At 67.7% G+C, this 21,467-nt stretch carries 21 protein-coding genes and 2 tRNA genes; 15 read left to right on the top strand and 8 right to left on the bottom strand.

The window, feature by feature from the left end; genetic code table 11:
* The first annotated feature begins 206 nt into the window (after positions 1–206).
* From LTT66_RS05045 to LTT66_RS05055, 3 genes are read left to right on the top strand one after another with little or no spacing between them, the layout of a single operon-like run.
* Entirely contained in the window at positions 207–980 is a 774-nt protein-coding gene (locus LTT66_RS05045) for an ABC transporter permease (protein WP_233064488.1), read from the top strand.
* Positions 973–1,800 carry an ABC transporter permease gene (locus tag LTT66_RS05050; protein WP_233064491.1) on the top strand — a complete coding sequence of 276 codons (828 nt, stop codon included), beginning with the start codon at positions 973–975 and terminating at the stop codon, positions 1,798–1,800. The genes LTT66_RS05045 and LTT66_RS05050 overlap by 8 nt, the downstream gene beginning before the upstream one ends.
* Complete coding sequence (locus LTT66_RS05055; RefSeq protein WP_181723899.1) at positions 1,797–2,783, top strand: ABC transporter ATP-binding protein; 987 nt, start codon at positions 1,797–1,799, stop codon at positions 2,781–2,783. Before LTT66_RS05050 ends, LTT66_RS05055 begins: the two co-directional genes overlap by 4 nt.
* Before the next feature lie 37 nt (positions 2,784–2,820).
* Here the strand turns inward: LTT66_RS05055 and LTT66_RS05060 are convergent, their stop codons facing one another.
* Both LTT66_RS05060 and LTT66_RS05065 read right to left on the bottom strand, forming a co-directional pair.
* On the bottom strand, positions 2,821–3,492 hold the full coding sequence (locus LTT66_RS05060) for a DUF4389 domain-containing protein (RefSeq protein WP_233064499.1): 672 nt from the start codon (positions 3,490–3,492) through the stop codon (positions 2,821–2,823).
* A gap of 285 nt (positions 3,493–3,777) precedes the next feature.
* A complete protein-coding gene (locus tag LTT66_RS05065) occupies positions 3,778–4,056 on the bottom strand; it encodes a hypothetical protein (RefSeq protein ID WP_233064508.1) in 279 nt (92 codons plus the stop codon).
* A gap of 430 nt (positions 4,057–4,486) precedes the next feature.
* Here LTT66_RS05065 and LTT66_RS05070 point away from each other — a divergent pair, with 430 nt between their 5' ends.
* Positions 4,487–5,017 (top strand): DUF4254 domain-containing protein, encoded by a 531-nt coding sequence (locus LTT66_RS05070; RefSeq protein WP_233064517.1) that lies wholly within the window; start codon positions 4,487–4,489, stop codon positions 5,015–5,017.
* On the opposite strand, the gene LTT66_RS05075 is transcribed toward LTT66_RS05070, so the two are convergent.
* The 3 genes from LTT66_RS05075 to LTT66_RS05085 are packed head-to-tail and all read right to left on the bottom strand — an operon-like array spanning position 5,018 to position 7,624.
* The gene (locus LTT66_RS05075) at positions 5,018–5,335 is read right to left on the bottom strand and encodes a hypothetical protein (protein WP_233064526.1); all 318 of its coding nucleotides are present in this window, start codon (positions 5,333–5,335) and stop codon (positions 5,018–5,020) included.
* Positions 5,336–6,484 (bottom strand): fatty acid desaturase family protein, encoded by a 1,149-nt coding sequence (locus LTT66_RS05080; protein ID WP_233064528.1) that lies wholly within the window; start codon positions 6,482–6,484, stop codon positions 5,336–5,338.
* A gap of 18 nt (positions 6,485–6,502) precedes the next feature.
* The gene (locus LTT66_RS05085) at positions 6,503–7,624 is read right to left on the bottom strand and encodes a ferredoxin reductase (RefSeq protein ID WP_233064530.1); all 1,122 of its coding nucleotides are present in this window, start codon (positions 7,622–7,624) and stop codon (positions 6,503–6,505) included.
* Positions 7,625–7,795: 171 nt separating this feature from the next.
* Between LTT66_RS05085 and LTT66_RS05090 the strand changes: the two genes are divergently transcribed.
* Positions 7,796–8,416: a TetR family transcriptional regulator gene (locus LTT66_RS05090; protein WP_228781671.1), complete on the top strand. Its 621-nt coding sequence runs from the start codon at positions 7,796–7,798 to the stop codon at positions 8,414–8,416.
* A 21-nt stretch (positions 8,417–8,437) separates the two neighbouring features.
* Here LTT66_RS05090 and LTT66_RS05095 read toward each other — a convergent pair whose 3' ends face one another.
* Positions 8,438–9,802 carry an MFS transporter gene (locus LTT66_RS05095; protein ID WP_233064532.1) on the bottom strand — a complete coding sequence of 455 codons (1,365 nt, stop codon included), beginning with the start codon at positions 9,800–9,802 and terminating at the stop codon, positions 8,438–8,440.
* Between the two features lie 119 nt (positions 9,803–9,921).
* On the opposite strand from LTT66_RS05095, the gene LTT66_RS05100 reads away from it, so the two are divergent.
* From LTT66_RS05100 to lysA, 4 genes are all read left to right on the top strand, one after another.
* Positions 9,922–10,479 carry a PadR family transcriptional regulator gene (locus LTT66_RS05100; RefSeq protein WP_195103944.1) on the top strand — a complete coding sequence of 186 codons (558 nt, stop codon included), beginning with the start codon at positions 9,922–9,924 and terminating at the stop codon, positions 10,477–10,479.
* Positions 10,480–10,500: 21 nt separating this feature from the next.
* Positions 10,501–12,531, top strand: a complete 2,031-nt coding sequence (locus LTT66_RS05105) for an NADPH-dependent 2,4-dienoyl-CoA reductase (protein ID WP_233064541.1) — start codon at positions 10,501–10,503, stop codon at positions 12,529–12,531.
* 62 nt (positions 12,532–12,593) lie between these two features.
* Positions 12,594–13,397, top strand: a complete 804-nt coding sequence (gene cmrA / locus LTT66_RS05110) for a mycolate reductase (protein WP_181723888.1) — start codon at positions 12,594–12,596, stop codon at positions 13,395–13,397.
* A gap of 142 nt (positions 13,398–13,539) precedes the next feature.
* Positions 13,540–14,877 (top strand): diaminopimelate decarboxylase, encoded by a 1,338-nt coding sequence (gene lysA, locus LTT66_RS05115; protein WP_233064543.1) that lies wholly within the window; start codon positions 13,540–13,542, stop codon positions 14,875–14,877.
* Positions 14,878–14,898: 21 nt separating this feature from the next.
* On the opposite strand, the gene LTT66_RS05120 is transcribed toward lysA, so the two are convergent.
* On the bottom strand, positions 14,899–16,581 hold the full coding sequence (locus LTT66_RS05120) for a helicase HerA-like domain-containing protein (RefSeq protein WP_233064546.1): 1,683 nt from the start codon (positions 16,579–16,581) through the stop codon (positions 14,899–14,901).
* A gap of 201 nt (positions 16,582–16,782) precedes the next feature.
* Between LTT66_RS05120 and orn the strand changes: the two genes are divergently transcribed.
* From orn to LTT66_RS05135, 3 genes are all read left to right on the top strand, one after another.
* Positions 16,783–17,421 carry an oligoribonuclease gene (orn, locus tag LTT66_RS05125; protein WP_408638822.1) on the top strand — a complete coding sequence of 213 codons (639 nt, stop codon included), beginning with the start codon at positions 16,783–16,785 and terminating at the stop codon, positions 17,419–17,421.
* Positions 17,422–17,476: 55 nt separating this feature from the next.
* Positions 17,477–17,552, top strand: a tRNA-His gene (locus tag LTT66_RS05130).
* Positions 17,553–17,748: 196 nt separating this feature from the next.
* Positions 17,749–18,000, top strand: a complete 252-nt coding sequence (locus tag LTT66_RS05135; RefSeq protein ID WP_195031552.1) for a hypothetical protein — start codon at positions 17,749–17,751, stop codon at positions 17,998–18,000.
* 67 nt (positions 18,001–18,067) lie between these two features.
* Here the strand turns inward: LTT66_RS05135 and LTT66_RS05140 are convergent, their stop codons facing one another.
* Complete coding sequence (locus tag LTT66_RS05140; protein ID WP_195103932.1) at positions 18,068–19,300, bottom strand: L,D-transpeptidase; 1,233 nt, start codon at positions 19,298–19,300, stop codon at positions 18,068–18,070.
* A gap of 306 nt (positions 19,301–19,606) precedes the next feature.
* Between LTT66_RS05140 and LTT66_RS05145 the strand changes: the two genes are divergently transcribed.
* The 3 genes from LTT66_RS05145 (at position 19,607) to LTT66_RS05155 (ending at position 21,458) form a co-directional block, all read left to right on the top strand.
* Positions 19,607–19,679: transfer RNA gene (locus tag LTT66_RS05145), tRNA-Lys, on the top strand.
* A 709-nt stretch (positions 19,680–20,388) separates the two neighbouring features.
* The gene (locus LTT66_RS05150; protein ID WP_233064550.1) at positions 20,389–21,009 is read left to right on the top strand and encodes a transglycosylase SLT domain-containing protein; all 621 of its coding nucleotides are present in this window, start codon (positions 20,389–20,391) and stop codon (positions 21,007–21,009) included.
* A 134-nt stretch (positions 21,010–21,143) separates the two neighbouring features.
* Positions 21,144–21,458 (top strand): hypothetical protein, encoded by a 315-nt coding sequence (locus tag LTT66_RS05155; RefSeq protein WP_195065525.1) that lies wholly within the window; start codon positions 21,144–21,146, stop codon positions 21,456–21,458.
* Positions 21,459–21,467: the final 9 nt, after the last annotated feature.

Raw genomic sequence — 21,467 nt, forward strand, 5'->3', positions numbered from 1 at the left:
CGCGAGCGCTCCAAAATCTGAAGTGACAGTGTTTCTAACACCGTAGACGGCTGGATGTGGCACTTTTCCGCAAACAACGCCGAAGCCTTCCCCGCGCTCAGCGCGGTCAGTAAAGTCAAATTCTTGTGCGCGGCAGACCGGAGGGGGGCGGACAGCGTGCCGTCGGGAAGCGATTTCGCAGCGCCGTCGCCCTCTACGCATCGCTCGTGGGCGCCGGATTCCGCAGGCAGTGGCAATACAAACTGGCCATGTTCGCGGGGCTGTTCACCAACTGCGTGTTCGGGTTCGTCCGCGCGGCCGTCCTGATGGCCGCGGTGGACGCCGCGGGCGACTTCGGCGGATACGACCAGGGCAGCATCGGCGCGTACGTGTGGCTCTCGCAGGGCCTGCTCGGCGCGATGCAGTTCATGGGACCGCTGGGACAGCTGGACGATCGGGTCAAGAACGGCGACATCGCGATCGATTTCCTGCGCCCGGTCGATATCCAGTGTGGTTATCTCGCCGACGATTTCGGGCGAGCGGCGTGCACCTTCCTGCCGCGCGGGGTGCCGAGCGTGCTGGTCGGCACACTCACCTTCGGCCTGGCGATGCCGGTCACGCCCGGCCCGTACCTGCTCGGCGTGGTGAGCGTGCTGCTGGCCGTGGTGGTTTCGTTCCTGTGCCGGTTCGTCATGGTGCTGATCGGATTCTGGGTCGTGGAGACCCGCGGCATCCGCCTGCTCTACTACACCTCGGGCACCTTCCTGGCCGGACTCTTCGTGCCGGTGCACATGTTCCCTTCGTGGCTGGGCGCGATCGCGGCCGCCACGCCTTTCCCCTCGATCCTGCAGTCTCCGGTCGACGTGCTCTCGGGGCGCGTCACCGGCGCACAGGCGCTCTCGGTCGTCGGCGTCCAGGTGTTCTGGGTGGTGGTGGCCGGAATCGCCGGGCGCGTACTGCTGGTCGCCGGGCGGCGCAGGCTGGAGGTACAGGGTGGTTGAGGTCGCGCCCCCGCGCGCCGGGTCGTGGTCGACGCCCTACGTGGCGGTATTGCGCTCCAGGATCCGAGCCCAGCGCAGTTACCGGTTGTCCTTCGCCACCGAGATTTTGAGCGCCTTCATAGTGGGCTTGGTCGAATTGGCCGAAGTGTGGCTGATCTTCCGCACCGCGCGCGTCCTCGGCGGGCTCGACCTGGACGCGGCCCTATTGCTGTTCGGGCTGAGTCACTCGAGTTTCGCCCTGTCCCAGGTGCTGTTCGGGCACCTCGACACGTTGCCGGTACTGATCAGGATGGGCCAGCTCGACGCCTATCACCTTCGGCCGCAACCACTCCTGCTGCAACTGATCACCAGCGACATCTCGCTGCGCAGGTTCGCCCGCGCTTCGGTCTCGATCGTCGCGCTCGGAGTCGGCCTGGCGCGCAACGATATCGAGTGGTCCTCGGTCACGGCCGCGCTGCTGACGCTCACGCTCGTCGGGGGCATCGCGCTGTTCGGTGGGATGTTCGTCTGCGCGGCCGGATTGCAGTTCTATCTGATCGACGGCTCCGAACTCACCAACAGCTTCACCTACGGTGGCTCGTTCGCGGCGACGCAACCGGCGTCGGTGTTCCCTGCCCCGATGCGGCTGCTGTTCGGGTTCGCCATCCCGGTGTCGTTCACGGCCTACCTCCCCACCCTCGCGCTGCTGGGACTACCCGGCCCGCCGCTGCTGCCCGCCTGGCTGGCCTGGCTGACGCCGGTCGCCGCACTGTGGGTCTGGCTGCTGGCGCTGGGTCTGTGGCGATCGGGCACACGGCACTACCAGGGAGGCGGCGGATGAGGACGGGGCGTCCGGAGGCGATCATCGACATGAACGAACTGACCAGGCAGTTCACCCTGTATCGCAAGGACGGCACCCGCTGGCGCAGGCGGCGGGAGACGCTCACCGCGGTCGACCGGATGACCGTCCGGATCGAGCGGGGCGCCGCCGTCGGCTACATCGGCGCCAACGGTGCGGGCAAGTCCACCACCATCAAGATGCTCACCGGCATCCTGGTGCCCACCTCCGGCGCCGTGCGCACCTGCGGTCTGGACCCGGTGCGGCAGCGCCGCGAACTGGCCGGACGGATCGGCGTGGTGTTCGGCCAACGCTCGCAGCTGTGGTGGGATCTGCCGCTGCGCGAATCGTTCGCGATCCTGGCCGCGATCCATCGGTTGGCGCCGGAGGCCGCACGCAAACGCGCACACGAGCTGATCGAGCAATTGGAAATGGCCGACACCCTCGACACACCGGTGCGGCAGCTGTCGCTGGGCCAGCGCATGCGCGCGGAAGTGGCCGCGGCACTGTTGCATTCACCCGAGCTGGTCATTCTCGACGAGCCCACGATCGGTCTCGACGTGCTGTCCAAACAGCGGCTGCGCGAGTTCCTCCGGGCCGAACGCGCCGAGCGCGGCACGACCCTGCTGCTCACCACGCACGACATGGGTGACATCGAACGGCTCTGCGGGCGAGTGCTCGTCGCCGACCACGGCCGCCTGGTGTACGACGGCTCGCTCACCGGCTTGGCGGCCACGGTCGGCGCGCGCCGGGTCCTGGTGGTCGACTTGGCCGAACCGGCGCCGGACCTCGACGATCTCCCCGCGGCTCAGCTGCTGGGCACCGAAGGCGACGGCATGCGGCAGCGGCTGGCCTTCGATCCGGAAGAGATCACCGCCGCGCAACTGCTGGCCGCCGTGTCGGACCGGGCCGAAGTCCGGGACCTGTCGATCGAAGAGCCGGAGATCGAGGACGTGGTCCGGCGGATATACGAGTCCGCCCGCTGAGGCGGCGGGCGGACTCGACGCGGTCGGCGCTACCGATTCAGTCGGACTCGCGGGCTCCCTGGTCGAGACGGAAGGGCGGGTACTCGTCCCGCATCAGGCCGGCGTAGGCCTGCACGCGGACGATCCAGCGATTGATGCCCATCACGAAGTCGTAGACGCCCTGCGGGTAGCGCGCCGTGAACAGCAACGCGATCAGCGCGACGATCAGCAGGATGCCCAGCAACGAGATCGAGGCACCCTCCCAGTCGTCACCGCCGCCGATCAAGAGGCCGCCGCTCACCGCCGCCCCGATGATGAGATAGTGCGGAATGGCCAGCAGCCACCACTTCACCAGCACCAGTCCGCGGTGCAGCGTTTCCGGATAGTCGATCTCCAGGTCGGCCGGGTAGTCCGCGTCCGGCCGCAGACTGAACGGCGGGTACTTGTCGGTGCCGAGCACCGAGAGCGCGTAGAAGCTCACCCGCCACCCCCAGCGCATGACGCCGACGTTGAAGTCGAACAGTCCGCGCGGGTACTTGCCGGTGATCAGGATCGCGAAGAAGGCGACGATCGTGAGGACCACGTACGCGATATGCAGGAAGAGCAACACGACGTAGTGCGGGATGGCCAGTAGCCACTTGACCAGCCACATCCATCGCGACAGCGTGGGGTCCAGATCGCCCCGGACGCGAATCGGGTCCAGCGGCACGACGGGCTTCTCGGGTTCCATGATCGACGCTCCTCACAATTGCTGTGATCCAAGCCACAGTGCCTTGATTATCGCGTATCCGTCCGATCGGGAACGGCACCATCTGATACCGACACGCCAACGAATAGGGGTGCACGGCGGCCGGTGGGGAAACAGAGCCCGACTCCCTTTGAGGAGCTGCCGATTCCGTGCGAGCCCTTGAGCGCGGCCGATCTCGGCGTGCCGCGGGCACGCGCGCGCCCGTGGCGCACAGCTCAACTGGAATATTTTGTGGGCCAATGGTTTCCGGCCCTACGGACGATCCGGTCAGGCAGGTCCGCTCGCCTGCGCCGAATAGAGGCTGACCTCGCCGTCCTCACTGAGGAAGGCGTTGACCAGCATGGTGCGGGTGGCCCGCAACTCCTCCTGATCCGGCGCGGCGGTGGTGATCGAGATCTGTGGGATGACCGCCCAGTTGACCACGTAGCGCTCCGGCGGGCCGTCGTCATCGGACAGCCGGGCCAGCCGGAAGACGGAGACCGTCTTGCGGACGATCAGGTTGCGCACGACCTCCGCGATTCGCTCGGGATCTTCCAGCGCGAACATAAAGCCGAATGTCAACTCCGGCGATGACACGTAGGCGGGCACGAACACCGAGGCTAGCGGATCGGGCGGCCACGCGCAGCGGTCGGATCGGATCGGTTGCCCATCGTGCGCTCGATAATTGGCGGATGCGCATGCCGCGGGCGCGGACCGGGTGACCGATCCGTAACGGAACATAACGATTTCCCGGCAGCTTTCGGATTCGTCCGGCAGAGTATTGCGCCGATTCCGCTACCGCGCTTTCCTGAAAGTGTCCCGATATCCCGGACCGTCTTCTCTCGCATCGTCGCGGATTTCCCGGTTTCTCTGCCGTGCTGGTGGACCGTGGGATGGCGTCCGGTTGCGGGACTGCGCCGGAGCCGAGGGGCGCCCCTCCCCGAAATCCCCCTCGGCCCTGGCGTACCCAGGATTCATCGTGTCGCAGAGGTATGCCATGCCCACCGAATACGCTCAGCGCAGTTTCGGAGCCGAGGAGCTGCCACCGCCCGCCGCCCTGTTTCGCGCGATTCGCGAACCCGGCGAGGACCAGCACCTGCACACCGTGCTGCACGCCGCCCGGAAACTCGTCGAGTGCCACGAGCGGCGGCAGCGGGCACTCGAGCGAGCGCACGAACCGGGGGCCTCCAGCACTCATGTCGCGGCGTGCAGCAGGCAAGTGGAGGACATCGACGGCTGCCGTGCCGAGTGGGTCGGCCGGATCGACGCCTGGGTCGCCGCGAACGTGCAGCACCGGGAGGGCGCCTCGCTGCACACCGAAACGCTCGGGGCGGTCATCGATCGAATTGCGGCGAAATGGGTTGCGGCTCGACACTCTTTGGACGACGAGGTCACGACTCAGCCGCATCCGATGCAGGCGGGCGGGGAAGCCCACCTGCAGTGGACCAGGCTGGCCGAGCTGATCGACGGCTATCAGGATCTGATCGCCGACGTCGTCGCACACCGACGCAGGCTGCCGGTGTGGTGATCAGCGCGGCTCGTCGACCCCCGGCTCCACGACTTCGGCGTCGAGGAACCCCTCCGTCTCTGCGACCGGCGGCTTCGTGACCGTTACTTCGGTCTCCGCACCGAGGTCGTGATCGAGATCCTGCTGCGCCGCCGCGTCCCGGCGAGCCGCGGCGGCCGCCTCGTTCATCTCGATCGCGTCGGTGATCCACTCACCGATCTCCCGGGTGACCTCGGCGACGGTGCCCGTGATGATGTTGGCGATATTGCCCACGTGCCGGGCGCCGGAGGACGTCAATTCCTGAATGAGATCCTTGTTGCTTTCGAATTTCCCGATCATTCACACGCCCGCTTCGCTCGCCTTCGGCTGACGCATCACGATAACACCGGGAGACGGCTCGCTCCGGACCCAGCGCGGCGGCAGGGCCAGCTTGAAGATTTTCTTCCATACCGAGCCGATCTGCTGTCCGAGCGAGCCGGTGTTGTACGGCAAACCGTACTTTTCACACAATGCGCGCACGGTCGGTGCAATCTCCGGATAACGGCTGGCGGGCAGGTCCGGAAACAGGTGGTGCTCGATCTGGTGCGACAAATTGCCGGACATGATGTGGAACAGTTTGCTTCCGGTGATGTTCGCCGAGCCGAGCATCTGCCGGATGTACCACTCGCCGCGGGTCTCGTCGGCGGTCTCCTCCTCGGTGAACGTTTGTACGCCGGCCGGGAAGTGACCGCAGAAGATGATGGCGAAGGCCCACACGTTGCGCACCAGGTTGGCGGTGACATTTCCCGCGAGGGTGTGGAAGAACAGCGGCCCGGTGAGCGCGGGGAACACCAGGTAGTCCTTGAGCACCTGCTTGCCGGCCTTGTTCCACTGGCCGAGGAGCAGCTGCTTGACCTCCGGCCACTTCTTCTTGCCCGCCAGGATGTTCTCCACCTCGAGGTCGTGGCCCATCACGCCCCACTCGAACAGCATCATGAGCACGAAGGCGTACAGCGGCTGCCCGAGGCGCAGCACGTTCCACTCCTGGGCCTCGTCCATGCGCAGGATGGAGTAGCCGATGTCGCGGTCCTTGTTGTGGATGTTGGTGTAGGTGTGATGCAGGTAGTTGTGCGAGTGCTTCCACTGGTCGGCCGGGCAGACCGTGTCCCACTCGAACACCCGGGAATTCAGGCCGGGCTCGCGCATCCAGTCGTACTGGCCGTGCATCACGTTGTGGCCGATCTCCATGTTGTCGAGGATCTTCGACACACTCAGCGCCGCCACCGCGGCCAGCCAGAACGGCGGAAGAAAACCGAGGTACATCAGGCCGCGCCCGGCGATCTCGAAGCCGCGCTGCGCCTTGATGATCGAGTACAGGTACTCCCGGTCGCGTTCGCCGAGATCGGCGACGATCGCGGCGCGCAGCTCGTCGAGTTCGCGGCCGAGTTCCTCGATCTGATCAGGGCTCAGGACCAGCGGTCCGTTGTCGGTTTCGGTCAGGATGGTCATGATTGGCTCCCTTTCGGGTCAGATGTCGACCTCGACGTCGCCGACCGGCGCAGTGATGCACAGCTGGATCGGCTGGTCGGGGTCACTGTCGGTCTCGCCGGTGCGCAGATTGCGCGTGCAGCCGGAGCGGCGTACCGCGGTGCAGGAGAAGCAGATCCCCATGCGGCAGCCGTACTCCGGACTGAGCCCGGCGGATTCGGCCTGTTCCAGCAGCGTGGCGCCGTCGTTGCGCGCGCTCACCCCGCTGGCCGAGAAGTTCACCGTGCCGTGCGCTTCCGCGGCGTCGGCCGGCGCGAGCGCGATCGTGAACTCCTCGGTGTGCAGCCGGTCCTCCAGCTGCTCGGCCTGATAAATCGTGCGCACCGCGTCCATCAGCGACTGCGGGCCGCAGACGTAGGTCTGCGCGTCGGCGAACCAGGGCGCGACGCGCTCCAGTTCGTCGTAGTCGAAGTACCCGCTGCCCTTCACAGGGGACAGGTCCACCCACGGCGCATCAGGGTCGACCCGCGGTGCCACGTCCTGGATGCGGTGCGGATACCGCAGCTCGATGCGAAAGTTGCGGTGCCGCCGTGCGATCGCGTCCAGTTCGGCTCGGTGCGGCAGCACTGCCGGCGACTTCGCGTAGTGCAGGAACACGACCTCCCCCGGATGGTCCTCCGCGGCCAGCGTGCGCAGCATGGACAGCACCGGCGTGATGCCGCTGCCCCCGCTGATCAGCAAGACGCGCTCCGGCCGCGGTTCGGGCAACCGGAACACGCCGTCGGCGGGCGTCAGATCGACCACCATGCCGGGAGCGGCGTGGCGGTAGAGGTACTGCGACACCAAGCCGTCCGGATGCGCCTTGACGGTCAACTGAATCCGACGATCCCGACCACCTTCCGCATTCACCGGCGAGTAACACCGCACGTGCCGGACACCATCGATCACCACGCCGATCTGGACATACTGTCCGGCGACATGGCCCTTCCAGTGCCGGGTCGGACGCAGGGTGAGCGTCACCGAACCCGGCGCCGAGCGGCGCACGTGAGTGATTTCGGCCCGCATGTCCCGCACCGTGAGGGTGGGGCGGACCAGTTCCAGATACCGGTCCAGCGGGTGGGGCGAGGTCAGGGTCTGCACCAGGTTGATGAGATCCACCATTCGTTCTCCGTGCCTCTTGTCGGGGCTGACGACGTGCGACCAATTTCAGTGCACGTCTGTACACTCAACTAGTGTGACGGATGACGGGGGCCCGGTGTCAACCGGCGAAACATGTGACTCGAACTACATCTAGGGATAGGGCGAATGGTGAACGGATGTATGCTCACCGGGATGAGTGAGCAGGCGGCTACCCGAGGCGAACGCAAGGAGCGGACCAGGCAGGCACTCCTGGACGGCACCCTCGCGCTGTCCGCCGACCGCGGATTCGCCGCGCTCAGCCTGCGTGAGATCGCCCGTTCGGCGGGCATCGTGCCGACCGCGTTCTACCGGCACTTCGCGTCGCTGGAGGACCTGGGCGCCACCCTGGTCGACGACGGCGTCACCGCGCTGCGGCTGGCCCTGCGCGAAGTCCGCCGCAACGCGGACGCCAGCCTGTCGGACACCGTGCGCTTCGTGTTCGCGCAGGTAGGCCCGAAGCGGGAGCTGTTCGGCTTCCTCACCAGGGAGCGCCACGGCGGGTCCGCGGCGCTGCGCACGGCCATCGCACGGGAGATCCAGCTGATCGTGCGGGAACTGGTCGCCGATCTGTCCCGGATCAGGGCCCTGGACTCCTGGACGCCGCGTGACCTGGAGATCGCCGCCGACCTGATGGTCACCACGGTGACCGACGGAATCGCCGCCTACGTGTCGGCCGCGCCGCGCGACGAGCAGGCGATCATCGATCGCACCGTCCAGCAGATGCGGTTGATCGCGCTCGGCATGGGCGGCTGGCGGCCGCCGAAACGCCGGTGATCCGGCCCTCGGGCCGCGATTTCACCCGGCGGATCGGGACCGCTCGGCGTCACCCTCGCTCGCCGTGATCCGATCCGGCGGACGTACCGGCAGCAGCACCGCGAGCCCCGCCGCGAGCACGACCAGCAGACCCGCGATGCCCGCGCGGTCCGCGCCGGTCAGCCAGACGAACAGACCGAACAGCGTCGGCGCGAGGAACGACACCGCGCGCCCGGTGGTCGTGTACAAGCCGAAGAGCTGGCCCTCGCGCCCCGGCGGCGCGAGACGGGCCAGGAACGAGCGCGCCGCCGCCTGGGCGGGACCGACGAAAACCGTGAGCAGCAAGCCGAAGATCCAGAACATCAGCGGACCGGACACCACGAGCAGCGCCAGCCCGCACACCAGCATGGCGGCCAGCGACCACACGATGACGATCTTCGGCCCCACCCGGTCGTCCAAGCGTCCCGCGACGATCGCGCCCAGCGCCGCGACGACATTGGCCGCGATGCCGAACAACAGCACGTCCGAGTCGGCAATGCCGTAGACGCGCACGGCGAGCACCGCCCCGAAGGTGAACACCCCGGCGAGACCGTCCCGGAACACGGCGCTGGCCACCAGGAAGCCGACCGTGCGCCGGTCGGTGCGCCACAGCTCGTTCAGGTCGCGCCACAGCACCCGGTACGAGCCGAGGAATCCGGCGCTCGCCGCACCGGGATCGGCGTCCGTGCGGGGCAGTTCCGGCACCGCGAACAGCACCGGCAGCGCGAAGGCGGCGAACCAGACGGCGGCCAGCACGGCGACCAGGCGGATGTTGATTCCGTCGTCGGTGGGCACCCCGAGCAGCCCGCGGTTGTCGCCCTCGCCGGCGATGAAGCCGAAGTAGCAGATCAGCAGCAGGAAGATGCCGCCGAAATAGCCCATCGCCCAGCCGAATCCGGAGACCCGGCCCACCGTGCGCGGGGTGGACACCTGCCGCAGCATCGCGTTGTACGGCACGTTCGCCAGTTCGAAGCAGGCCGACGCGAACGCCAGCAGCACCAGACCGAGCCACAGGTCGCGATAGTCGTCGTGCACGAAGAACATCAGCGTCATCGCCGCGACGGTGAACGCGGTCAGCACACCAAGGGAGCGTTTGCGTTTCGCCGAGGCGTCGAAGCGCTGGCCGCTGACCGGCGCGGTCAAGGCGACGATCAATCCCGCGATCCCCAGCGACCAGCCCAGCCAGGCGCTGGCGGAGACCCCGCCGGGCAGGTCGTCGCCGACCTTGTCGGTGAGGTACACCGAGAATACGAAGGTGAGGATCACGGCGTTGAATGCCGAAGATCCCCAGTCCCACAGCCCCCACGCCACCATTTGCCCGCGCCCGGCAGCCTGCCCGACCGTCGCCCGGGCATTCACCTCGGTCATGCGCGCAGCTTAATGCGCACGGACGTTCGAAGTCGGCCCTCAGCCACATCCGTGGCGGACCGCGCGAGTCGCTATGCACCGAGTTGCATAGTACCGAGTGTCACGGCTATTCTCGCCGCATGGCCCTGGAGCATGCGTTGCTGGTATCGCTCACCGAGCGCGCCGGATCGGGATACGAGCTGGCGCGGCGCTTCGACAAGTCCATCGGCTACTTCTGGAGCGCCACCCACCAGCAGATCTATCGCGTTCTCAAACGCATGGAGGAGTCCGGCTGGGTCGACGGCGAGTCGGTGACGCAGGAGGGCAGGCCCGACAAGAAGGTGTATTCGGTGAGCGCGGCGGGGCGCGGCGAACTCGCGCGCTGGATAGCCGAGCCGAGCGACTCGGGCACCCCGCGCAACGAACTCGCGGTGAAGATCCGTGCCGCCGCCTACGGCGACATCACCGCGCTGCGCGCCGAGGTGGCCCGCCACCGCGACCAGCACGCCCAGCGACTCGAGCTGTACCGGCACATCGAGAAACGTGACTTCCCCGCCCCGGACCGGCTCGGCGGGACGGCCCTGCACCAGTACCTCGTCCTGCGCGCGGGCATCCGCGTGGAGTCGGGGTTCGTCGAATGGTGCGACGAAGTACTGCACGCACTGCACCCGCGCGCGACAGCCCCGCACGCGGATTGACGGAGAAAGGCGACCTCACCGATGAGTTCCTTCCCCCATTTGTTCGAGCCGCTCGATCTCGGCTTCACCACCCTGCGCAACCGAGTGGTGATGGGATCGATGCATACCGGGCTGGAGGACCGCGCCTGGGACACCAACAAGCTGGCCGCCTACTTCGCCGAACGCGCACGCGGCGGTGCGGGCCTGATCATCACCGGCGGCTACGCGCCCAACCGTGCGGGCTGGCTGCTGCCCTTCGGCGCCAAGCTGACCAACAAAACCGAGGCCTACCGGCACCGCACGATCACCAAGGCGGTGCACGCGGAGGGCGGCAAGATCGCCATACAAATCCTGCACGCGGGCCGCTACTCCTATATGCCGGGCAGTGTGTCGGCGTCGTCGATCAAGGCGCCGATCAATCCGTTCCGGCCGCGCGAACTGTCGGCCAAAGGCATCGAGCGAACCATCGACGACTACGCCCGCTGCGCGAAGCTCGCCCAGTTCGCCGGGTACGACGGCTGCGAGATCATGGGCGGTGAAGGCTATTTCATCAACCAGTTCCTCGCACCGCGCACCAACAAGCGCACCGACGCGTGGGGCGGTTCGCCGCGCAACCGGCGCCGGATCGCGGTGGAGATTGTGCGCCGCACCCGCGCCGCGGTCGGCCCGGACTTCGTCATCGTATTCCGGCTGTCCATGGCCGAGCTGGTGGAGCAGGGGCAGAGCTTCGACGAGATCGTCGCGCTGGCACAGGAACTCGAAGCCGCCGGGACGAACATCCTGAACACCGATATCGGCTGGCACGAGGCGCGGGTGCCCACCATCGTGACCTCCGTGCCCCGCGCGGCCTTCGTCGAGTTCACCGCGAAGATCACCGCGCGGGTGAGCATTCCGGTGTGCGCGTCCAACCGGATCAACATGCCCGAGGTGGCCGAGGAGATCCTGACCCGGGGCGACGCGCAGCTCGTCTCGCTGGCCCGCCCCTTCCTGGCCGACCCGGAGTGGGTGAACAAGGCCGCACAGGACCGCGTCGACGAGATCAACACCTGCATCGCGTGCAATCAGGCCTGCCTGGACCATGCCTTCCAGCACAAGACCGTCTCCTGCCTGCTCAACCCGCGCGCCGGACACGAGACGGAACTGACGCTGCTGCCGACCCGCCGTACCAAGCGCATCGCCGTGGTCGGCGCCGGACCGGCCGGGCTCTCGGCGGCGGTGAACCTCGCCGAACGCGGCCACCGCGTCGAGTTGTTCGAGGCCGACGACAAGATCGGCGGCCAGTTCGACATCGCCCGCCGCATCCCGGGCAAGGAGGAGTTCAGCGAGTCGATCCGCTACTACAACCGGATGCTCGAGCTGACCGGCGTCACGGTGCACCTGAACAAACGGGTCGGCGCCGACGAACTGATCGCGGGGAACTACGACGAGGTGGTGCTCGCCACCGGCGTGCAGCCGCGCGTTCCCGACATTCCGGGTATCGACCACCCCATGGTGCTGTCGTACGCCGAACTGGTCCGGGAGGAGAAGCCGGTGGGCAAGCGCGTCGCCGTGATCGGCGCGGGCGGCATCGGCTACGACGTCAGCGAATTCCTCACGGTCGACGGGCATCCCACCCTCAAAGTGGACGAGTGGAAAGAGGAGTGGGGCGTCACCTCCGACGACGAGCAGGTCCCCGGACAGCTCGCGACGCCGCGGCCCGCCCCCGCCGCACGCGAAGTCGTCCTGCTGCAACGCAAAACCACCCCGTTCGGCAAGGACCTGGGCAAGACCACCGGTTGGGTCCACCGCGCCGCGCTGAAGGCCAAGGGCGTCGAGCAGATCGGCGGCGTGAACTACGAACGCATCGACGACAACGGCCTGCACATCAGCTTCGGCGAGAAACGGCAACGGCCCCAGCTCATCCCGGTCGACAACGTCGTCGTCTGCGCGGGGCAGGAGTCCGTGCGCGATCTGGAGGCCCCGCTGCGCGCCGCCGGTGTCCGCCCGCACGTGATCGGCGGCGCCGAACTCGCCGCCGAACTCGACGCCAAACGAGCCATCGACCAGGGCACCAGGCTGGCCGCACGGCTCTGACGGAGCACGGTGGCCGGGCTCGATGCCCGGCCACCGTCGCCGCATCGCCTAGGCTGCACCGGGTGAGCCTGCCCTCCCCCACCTCCGAGAACCGCGCGGTCGTCACCGGCGCCTCCTCCGGCATCGGCACCGCGCTCGCCGCCGAGCTCGCCGCTCGCGGCTACTCGCTGATCCTGGTCGCCCGCCGCGACGAACTGCTCACCGAGCTCGCGCAGCGGCTGACCCTCGCCCACGGCATCACCGCCGAGGTGCGCCCTGTCGACCTGGCCGACCGCGACCAGCGCGGCGCGCTGGTGGAGGAACTGTCCGCCCGCGACATCGCCATCCTGTGCAACAACGCGGGCATCGCGACCTTCGGCGCCGTCGCCGAACTCGACCCGGCCTACGAGCGCGCGCAAATGGAGCTCAATGCCGTCGCCGTGCACGATCTGACCCTGGCCGTGCTGCCCGGCATGCTCGCGCGTGGCGGCGGCGGCATCCTGATCAGCGGCTCGGCCGCGGGCAATATGCCGATTCCGAACAATGCCACCTACGCAGCGAGCAAGGCGTTCGCCAACACCTTCTCCGAATCGCTGCGCGGCGAACTGAAGGGCTCCGGCGTGCACGTCACCCTGCTGGCGCCCGGCCCCGTGCGCACCGAGATCCCGGACCCCGCCGAGGCGTCCATCGTCGACCGGATGGTGCCCGACTTCATGTGGGTCTCCTCCGAATACACCGCCAAGGTGTCCATCGACGCGCTCGCGCGCAACAAGATGCGCGTGGTTCCCGGCCTGATCAGCAAGGGGATGAGTGTGGCGGGCCAGTACGGACCGCGAGCGGTCACCGCACCCATCGCCGGCGCGTTCTACAAGAAGCTCGGCAACTGAGCGACCGGCGTCAGCGAGCTGTCAAGAAGCAACGCCGAGTGGTCAAGGATCCGCAAACGACCAGCCCACCGGCCCCGCACCCGGCGTAGTCCTGGCATCGGCCCCGCAATCCGAGAAAGCGGGGACGACCCAGGAGAACACCGTGACGCTGCTCGACATTCTCCCGTCCTTGGGATCACCTTCGCGCCTGGATTCCGCGATCTGGCCCCGGGACACGCACTACGACGGCGACGGCGGGATCACTGTCGGCGGCGTCACGCTGGCCGACATCGCCGATCAGTACGGGACGCCCACCTACGTCCTGGACGAGCAGGAAGTGCGGTCCCGCTGCCGCGCTTACCGCAAGACCTTCCCTGAGGCCGAGATCATCTACGCGGGCAAGGCGCTGACGACCCGTGCCGTTCTGGAATGGGTGACCCAGGAAGGGCTTTCGGTCGACGTATGCTCCGGCGGCGAACTGGCCGTCGCACTCGCGGCCGGCGTCGACCCCGCGCGCCTCGTCCTGCACGGCAACGGAAAGTCGTTCGACGAGCTGACGACCGCCGTCCGCAGCGGTGTCGGCCGGATCGTCATCGACTCGCTCACCGAGATCACCCTGCTCTCCGCCCTGGCCACGACACCGCAGCGGGTGCTACTGCGGCTGTCCCCCGGGATCGATGTGCACGGTCACCCCGCGGTGCGCACCGGTGTGCACGACCAGAAGTTCGGCTTCCCGCTCGGCAGCGATTCGGCCGCTGAGGCGATCGAAAGGGTGCTGCGCCAGCCGAATCTGACGCTCGTCGGCTTCCACTGTCATCTGGGTTCGCAGATCTGCGACCCGGACCACTACGGCGAAGCGGTGCGTCGCATGGTCGGCGCGATGGCTGAGGTACGGCAGGATTACGGCGTCGTACTGACCCAACTGGATCTGGGCGGCGGCCACGCGGTGGCCTATCGCGGCGGCGACGCCGAACTGAACCTCGCCGAACTCGGCGACATCCTGGAGGACGCCCTCGATGCCGCCTGCGCCCGCCACCACTTTCCGCGCCCGGCCATCGCCCTGGAACCCGGCCGCGCCATCGTCGCCCGGGCCGGTGTGACGCTGTACCGGGTGCTCTCGATCAAGCACGTCGAAGGCGGGCGCACCTACGTCACCGTGGATGGCGGAATGAGCGACAACCCGCGCGTCGCGCTCTACGGCGCCCGCTACGACGTCGTGGTCGCCAACCGGCACCCGTGCGGTCCGCAGATGACCGCCACCGTGGCCGGTCGCTTCTGCGAGGCGGGTGACGTCCTCGCCACCGACGTGCGACTGCCCGCCGACCTGCGGCCCGGCGAGGTGCTCGCGGTGCCGTGCACCGGCGCCTACCACCACAGCCTTGCTTCGTCCTACAACAGCGTGGGGCGGCCGCCGATCATCGCCGTCCGCCAGGGCCGCGCCCGCCAACTGGTACGCAGGGAGACCACCGCGGACCTGCTGGCCCGCGACGTCGGATGCTGACCGGCCTGCGCGCCCGGCCGCTCAGCGGCGCCTGGTGCCGAACAAGCTGCGGGTGATCTGGCGGCCGGCCGCGGTGGCGGCCGAGCGCAGGAAGCCGCGCACCGCGGGGTTGTTCATGATCCGTTCGGCGGCGGACTCCTCGTCCGTGCGGGTGGCGGCGCGCCCGGGAACGGGAGTGGCCTGCGGCTCCCGCGCCGCCGCGGCCATCCTCGCGGCGAGCATCTCGTAGGCCGACTCCCGGTCGATGGCCCGGCCGTACTTCGAGGCCAGCGGGCTGGACAGGGCCCGCGAGGTGATCGCGTCCGCGCCGATGGTGTCCATCAGCGATCGGGGCGGCCGCAGTCTGGTCCAGGCCACCGGCGTCGGCGCGCCCTGCTCGGAGAGCACCGTCACGATCGCCTCGCCGATGCCGAGCGAGGTCAGCGCTTGCTCCAGGTCGTAGACGGCGGTCCTGGGATAGGTGCGGACGGTCTTCGCCAACGCCTTCTGGTCGTCCGGGGTGAAGGCGCGCAGCGCGTGCTGGATGCGCGCGCCGAGCTGGGAGAGCACCTGATTCGGGATATCGGTGGGCAGCTGGGTGCAGAAGAACACGCCGACGCCCTTGGACCGGATCAACTTGACGGTCTGCTCCACCTGCTCCAGGAAAGCCTTCGAGGCGTCGGAGAAAAGGAGATGGGCCTCGTCGAAGATGAAGACCAGTTCGGGCTTGTCCGCGTCGCCGATCTCGGGAAGCGTCTGGAACAGGTCGGCGAGCACCCACATCAGGAAGGTGGAGAACATCACCGGCCGCGCCGCCTGCGCGCCCAGCTCGAAGAGGGTGATCACGCCCTTTCCGTCCACGATCCGCACCAGGTCGGCCGGGTCGAGTTCGGGCTCGCCGAAGAACGTGTCGCCGCCGTCGGCCTCCAGATTCACCAGCGCGCGCAGGATCACTCCCGCGGTGGCCGCGGAGACGCCGCCGATGCCTTTGAGGTCCTCCTTGCCCTCGGAGCTGGTGAGATGCGTGATCACCGCGCGCAAGTCCTTCAGGTCCAGCAGCGCGAGACCGTTGCGGTCGGCCCAGTGGAAGATCAAGCCGAGGGTGGATTCCTGCGTCTCGTTCAGCCCGAGCACCTTGCTCAGCAGCACCGGGCCGAAGGAGGTGATCGTCGCGCGGATCGGCAGCCCGGTGCCGGTGGCGCCCAGCGCGACGAACTCGGTCGGGAAGCCGGTCGGCGCCCAGTCATCGGCGCCGGTCTGCGCGGCGCGTGTCGTGAGTTCTTCACTCTGCCGCCCCGGCTCGGCCAAGCCGGACAGGTCGCCTTTGATGTCGGCGAGCACCACCGGAACCCCGGCGCTCGACAGCTGCTCCGCGATGCCCTGCAAGGTTTTGGTCTTGCCCGTGCCGGTCGCCCCGGAGACCAAGCCGTGCCGGTTGATCATCCGCGTCGGTATGCGCACGCGGGCGGTGGGGTCCACCGTGCCGTCGACCACGACGGCTCCCAGCTCCAGCGCACTGCCCCCGAAGGCGTAGCCCGCGGCGATCTCCTGCGCGGCGGGGAGGTCTTTCGCCTCGGCGACCGGCTCGGCTCGCGCCGCTTTCGCGGTCTGCTCGGCGAGTTCGCGTTCCGCGGCCTCCGCCGCCGCGGCCGCCTCCGCCGCGATCCGCGCCGCCTCGTCGGCGGCCTTGCGCGCCGCGGCCGCCTTCTCCTGCGGGGTACTCATCGCGCGTCCTCCGTCCTGGTTCGACTCGAACTGCGTCACGCAGTGTTTGCTGTCGCACCGAAAACGCCGAGTGCCGATCTGGGAGCACTGTATCCCCGCGGTTCGGATCCGGGGCCGCATCAGTAGCCTTGCGGTTGCCGTGCCGCATGGCGAGCCCCGGACCTCGGCCCGGCTAATGTTGCACGAGTGTCCGACAAATACATGGTGTGGATGGATTGCGAGATGACCGGCTTGCGCTTGGACAGCGACAAGCTGATCGAGGTGGCCGCGCTCGTGACCGACAGTGATCTGAACATCCTCGGCGAGGGCGTGGACATCGTCATCCACGCCGACGACGACGCGCTGGCCGCGATGCCCGCGGTGGTCGCCGAGATGCACGCGCGCTCCGGGCTGACCGACGAGGTCCGCGCCTCCACGGTCACCCTCGAAGAGGCCGAGCAGCGCGTGCTGGACTACATCCGCCAATACATCCCCACCCCGCGCACCGTGCCGCTGGCCGGTAACTCCATCGCCACCGACCGCGGTTTCATCGCCAGGGACATGCCCCTGCTGGACGCGCACCTGCACTATCGGATGGTCGACGTGAGCTCGATCAAGGAGCTGTGCCGCCGCTGGTACCCGCGCATCTACTTCGGTCAGCCGGAGAAGGGGCTGAGCCACCGCGCGCTGGCCGACATCCAGGAGTCCATCCGGGAGCTGGAGTACTACCGGCGAACCGCGTTCGTGGCGCCGCCCGGGCCCTCCACCACCGAGATCGCCGCCGTCGCCGCCGAGGTCGCCGAGATCGCGGAAGTGCGGACCGAATCGGCCCAGGTCAACGGCTCGCCAGAAACCGATTAGGGCGTAGGCGGGTTGACACGCTAATATCTAGCCCGCCGGTTTTTCACCGGCGATGGTGAGCGTAGTTCAGTTGGTAGAGCACCAGGTTGTGATCCTGGCTGTCGCGGGTTCGAGTCCCGTCGCTCACCCCAAGGGCCCGGGCGGCTTCGAGATATCGGAGCCGCCCGGGCCTTTTCCATTGCGTCCGAAGTTCTTTCCCGGCCGGACGTCGCTCAAGATGTGAAACGAATACGCTCCAGAACCTCGCGCGCGTCCGTAGACTGCGGTGCACGTGGGACGGCGTCGCTGGGGCGCACTCCCGGTTCGACCAGAAAGACACACCTCGTGATGCGTTCTGCGGTTATCGCAGCCTTCGTAGGCGCCACCCTGCTCACCGGATCCAGCGGAACCGCGATGGCGGGCATCGGGCTTCCCCCGTTACCCGATTCCGGCTCGGCGTCGAGCGGATCGGCGGGCGGCCTGGCCACCACCGGCTCCGCGGGCAGCGGTTCGGCGGGCGGCAAGCTGCTGTGCGCCGCAACCGGCAGCGCGATCGCGATCCTGGGCAACGCCCACCTGGGCTGCGACATGCTGCCCTGACCACCTTCCGAAACGCCGAACGGGCCACCGGATTCGCTCCGGTGGCCCGTTCGGCGTTCGTTGCCGCTCAGCGATTGTCGTCGGCGTTGCCCGCTTTCCAGACCGGCCAGGGGATGTTCCAGTCACCCAAGCCGTCCACGCCGGAGAGGGTGCCGCCCACGGTGTTCTTCACGATCGTGATGTCACCGCGCTTGGCGTTCTGGAAGACCCACTGCGCGTTCGCCGGGCTGAGGTTCAGGCAGCCGTGACTGGTGTTGCTGTACCCCTGCGCACCCACCGACCACGGCGCCGAGTGGAAGAAGATGCCGCTGTAGGACAGTCGCGTCGCGAAGTCCACCGGCGTCTTGTACCCGTCCGGCGAGTTGACCGCCACGCCGTAGGTGGAGGAATCCATGATGATCTTCTCGTGCCGGTCGGCGACGATGTAGATGCCGTTGTCGGTCGGCGTGCTGTCCTTGCCCATCGAGGTCGGCATGGTCCGGATCACCTGACCGTTCTGCTCGACGGTCACCTGCTTGGTGTCGTCGTCGGCGGTGAAGATCACCGCGTCGCCGATGGTGAAGAAGGAATGGATGTTGTCCTGGCCGTACAGACCGTTGCCGAGATCACGTCCATAGACGTTCACGTCGATCGTGACCTTCGTCCCCGGCGCCCAGAAATGCTCCGGCCGCCAGCGCACCTCGCGATTGTTCACCCAGTAGAAGGCGCCCTCCACCGGCGGCTCGGTGGTGATCTTGATCGCTTCCTGCGCGGCCTTGCGGTCGGGGATGTTCTCGTCGAACTGGACGGCCACCGGCTGGCCGATACCGACGATCTCACCCTCTCCCGGGACCAGGTAGGGCTTGGTCTGGTTACCGGGCGAGCTCGTGGTGAAGCTGAGCGTCGCGGAGTTCGCGCCGCCGAGCCCGATCGCGTCCGCCTTCAACTGATAGGTCTTGCCGTAGCCGAGCACCTCGGTGGTCTCCCACGACCTTCCGTCGGCGGCGAGCTTGCCGTTCACGGTCTTGCCCTGCGGGCTGACCAAGCTCACGTTCGTGAACTTGCCGTCCTCCACCTTGAACGTCATCGGAACGCCCGGCGAGACGCCGACCTCGCCGTCCTTCACCGGCGACATCAGCTTGGGCTTGATCAATTCGGTGATGGGGTTGCGGTCGATGGCCGCCTGCGCCGCCTCGGTGGCGTCGGACGCCGAGCATCCCGTCAACGCCAGCGCGGCGACGGCGACAACGATCACCGGTCCCGCGATAGTGCGCATCGACCACCGTCTGGCCGACTTCCGCCGACCCTGACCACCACTCATTTTCAACCCCGTTTCAAAGTCTCGGTGCTCCAGGACACACCGATGGCTTCGGATGCCGACCGCCACGCCGCTCACCCCGCCGTGTACGCGGGCGGTCGAGACCACAACCGGACATTCTGCCAGTGCGTCACGTCCAGGCCAATGTGAACACCACGTCCGTCACTGCAGCGTTACCACCTGTAGATCAACTCGGCGACCCCCGGTGTTACCGGCGCGGGAGCACATCACGTCGGCGCCGGTCAGGACGCGATTTCACTTCTACGGCCCCCGCCTGTTAAGGTTTGTCCCGCACCGGAACACGGGCAAGCGCCATTAGCTCAATTGGCAGAGCAGCTGACTCTTAATCAGCGGGTTCGGGGTTCGAGTCCCTGATGGCGCACAACACAGAAACCGTGCCCTTGCCAGTCATCAGCTGGCAAGGGCACGGTTTTTCTCTCTCCGCACTCCCGGAATTCCGTGACATCACCGTGACCTGGACTTTTTCCCAGATGCACCACGGGTCTCAATTCGGACAGCGATACGCCCCTTCAGCCGCCAAAATCCAGTCCAGCGTGCGAAAAATTCTGTGATCTACCACACAAGATGTTTAGCAGCAAACTCCCAGCTTGGATAACGATTCGGCAACCGCATCCTGGACTTTCCAAGATCGGCAGCACCTTCCGTTAAAGATTCGTTCACCCTTCGTTAACCAAGCGTGACCATTCTGCAATCAGGTCACAAAGCGACCTGAAGTTTGGTCAGCCCGAGGAGTTGTAGACACCGATTCGGTAACGATCACACGGCCAAGCAAGCCGGCCACGTGATCAGCGGAGCGGAATCCGCCAACGGACCCGCAATCCCATACTTCCGCCCGTCTCGTCGCATCGAGGATGCGAGTCCCGCGCGACACCGCGGCCGAGCCCACCGAGGGCGATCCGGCGCCGCACGCACGAAACGTCGCGTTCCGGGGACCTGAATGTCCCCCACAACAAAACCACACAACAGCACATGGCCGTTTCGGCGAACGCTACCAGCGTACGCGCCGCAGGATCCGTGCTGCCCTACCGCGGCCGGATCGAGTATGTCCCCGAACAAGGAACCGATTCGCAATGCCTGACAGACGCCTTTCCACCCTTCGCCGCCCCTCGCTTCGCGAGACCATCACCGTCGCCGTCGCGGCCGCGGGTGTCGTTGCCGTGGCCGCCTGCTCCGCGGCGTCCGTTGCCGACGACAGCGTCCCGTCTCGCATCGCCATGGTGGCAGAGCAGCAGCCCGCGGCCGCGCCCGCTCCGGTCGCCGCACCGGCCGCGGAGGCGATCCCCGCGCCGCTGCCCGCCCCTGCCCCGGCGCCCGCTCCGGCGCCCGAGCCCGTTCCGGCACCGATGCCCGCCCCGGCCCCGCCGGTCTACGAGAACAACCTGGACGGCTGGATCCGCCAGGCGCTCGACATCATGCGGGCGAACAACATCCCCGGCACCTACGAGGGCATCTACCGCAACATCATGCGTGAGTCGACCGGCAACCCCCAGGCCATCAACCTGTGGGACTCCAATGCCGCCATGGGCATCCCGTCCAAGGGCCTGCTGCAGGTGATCGACCCCACCTTCGCCGCCTACCACGTCGCGGGCACGCCCTTCGACGTCTGGGATCCGGTCGCGAACATCGTCGCCGCCTGCAACTACGCCGCGCACCGCTACGGCTCGATGGACAACGTCAACAGCGCGTACTGAGTCCATCTCGCTTCGCAGCCTCCTCATCCGCCGATGGGGAGGCTGCGGCGTCTTCCGGCCCATGCGCGGGCAACCGACGGACGACGTCCGACTGCGTCCACTATCGTGATGCACCTGCGACCCGTGGACAGGCAATGACCGACTACGCACACAGCGACACGGCGGCCAAGAGCCGCGCCGAGAAAGCGCGACGGCTGGCGAGCTACCTCTGGCAGCGCGGCATCACCGGAGCCGAGGTGCTCGCGATGCCCGCGCCGGTACGGCGCAAGCTGGCCAGGGCCGCCGAAACGAATCCGCCGAGCACCGACGAGACCTGGACGACGGTGGCGCAGCTGCTGACGGAGAAGGACAGCTGGGCCGCCCGCCATCCGGAGCATCCCGCGGCCCGGCGTGAACACACCGACGAGAAGCTGCTCTGGGTGAAGCCGCCGATCACGCCCTGGAACTGAGCTTCTGGC

The organism is Nocardia gipuzkoensis (assembly GCF_021183645.1).
In the GTDB taxonomy this organism is placed as follows: Bacteria; Actinomycetota; Actinomycetes; order Mycobacteriales; family Mycobacteriaceae; genus Nocardia; species Nocardia abscessus.

Excerpts from the sequence above, each read along its gene's own strand:
- LTT66_RS05155 (WP_195065525.1), top strand. The coding sequence starts at position 21,144 with ATGACCGACTACGCACACAGCGACACGGCGGCCAAGAGCCGCGCCGAG.
- LTT66_RS05120 (WP_233064546.1), bottom strand. The coding sequence starts at position 16,581 with ATGAGTACCCCGCAGGAGAAGGCGGCCGCGGCGCGCAAGGCCGCCGAC.
- orn (WP_408638822.1), top strand. The coding sequence starts at position 16,783 with ATGGTGTGGATGGATTGCGAGATGACCGGCTTGCGCTTGGACAGCGAC.
- LTT66_RS05095 (WP_233064532.1), bottom strand. The coding sequence starts at position 9,802 with ATGACCGAGGTGAATGCCCGGGCGACGGTCGGGCAGGCTGCCGGGCGC.
- LTT66_RS05135 (WP_195031552.1), top strand. The coding sequence starts at position 17,749 with ATGCGTTCTGCGGTTATCGCAGCCTTCGTAGGCGCCACCCTGCTCACC.
- LTT66_RS05100 (WP_195103944.1), top strand. The coding sequence starts at position 9,922 with ATGGCCCTGGAGCATGCGTTGCTGGTATCGCTCACCGAGCGCGCCGGA.
- LTT66_RS05150 (WP_233064550.1), top strand. The coding sequence starts at position 20,389 with ATGCCTGACAGACGCCTTTCCACCCTTCGCCGCCCCTCGCTTCGCGAG.
- LTT66_RS05060 (WP_233064499.1), bottom strand. The coding sequence starts at position 3,492 with ATGGAACCCGAGAAGCCCGTCGTGCCGCTGGACCCGATTCGCGTCCGG.
- LTT66_RS05140 (WP_195103932.1), bottom strand. The coding sequence starts at position 19,300 with ATGAGTGGTGGTCAGGGTCGGCGGAAGTCGGCCAGACGGTGGTCGATG.
- LTT66_RS05090 (WP_228781671.1), top strand. The coding sequence starts at position 7,796 with ATGAGTGAGCAGGCGGCTACCCGAGGCGAACGCAAGGAGCGGACCAGG.
- LTT66_RS05080 (WP_233064528.1), bottom strand. The coding sequence starts at position 6,484 with ATGACCATCCTGACCGAAACCGACAACGGACCGCTGGTCCTGAGCCCT.
- LTT66_RS05070 (WP_233064517.1), top strand. The coding sequence starts at position 4,487 with ATGCCCACCGAATACGCTCAGCGCAGTTTCGGAGCCGAGGAGCTGCCA.
- LTT66_RS05105 (WP_233064541.1), top strand. The coding sequence starts at position 10,501 with ATGAGTTCCTTCCCCCATTTGTTCGAGCCGCTCGATCTCGGCTTCACC.
- LTT66_RS05075 (WP_233064526.1), bottom strand. The coding sequence starts at position 5,335 with ATGATCGGGAAATTCGAAAGCAACAAGGATCTCATTCAGGAATTGACG.
- LTT66_RS05085 (WP_233064530.1), bottom strand. The coding sequence starts at position 7,624 with ATGGTGGATCTCATCAACCTGGTGCAGACCCTGACCTCGCCCCACCCG.
- LTT66_RS05065 (WP_233064508.1), bottom strand. The coding sequence starts at position 4,056 with ATGTTCGCGCTGGAAGATCCCGAGCGAATCGCGGAGGTCGTGCGCAAC.
- LTT66_RS05055 (WP_181723899.1), top strand. The coding sequence starts at position 1,797 with ATGAGGACGGGGCGTCCGGAGGCGATCATCGACATGAACGAACTGACC.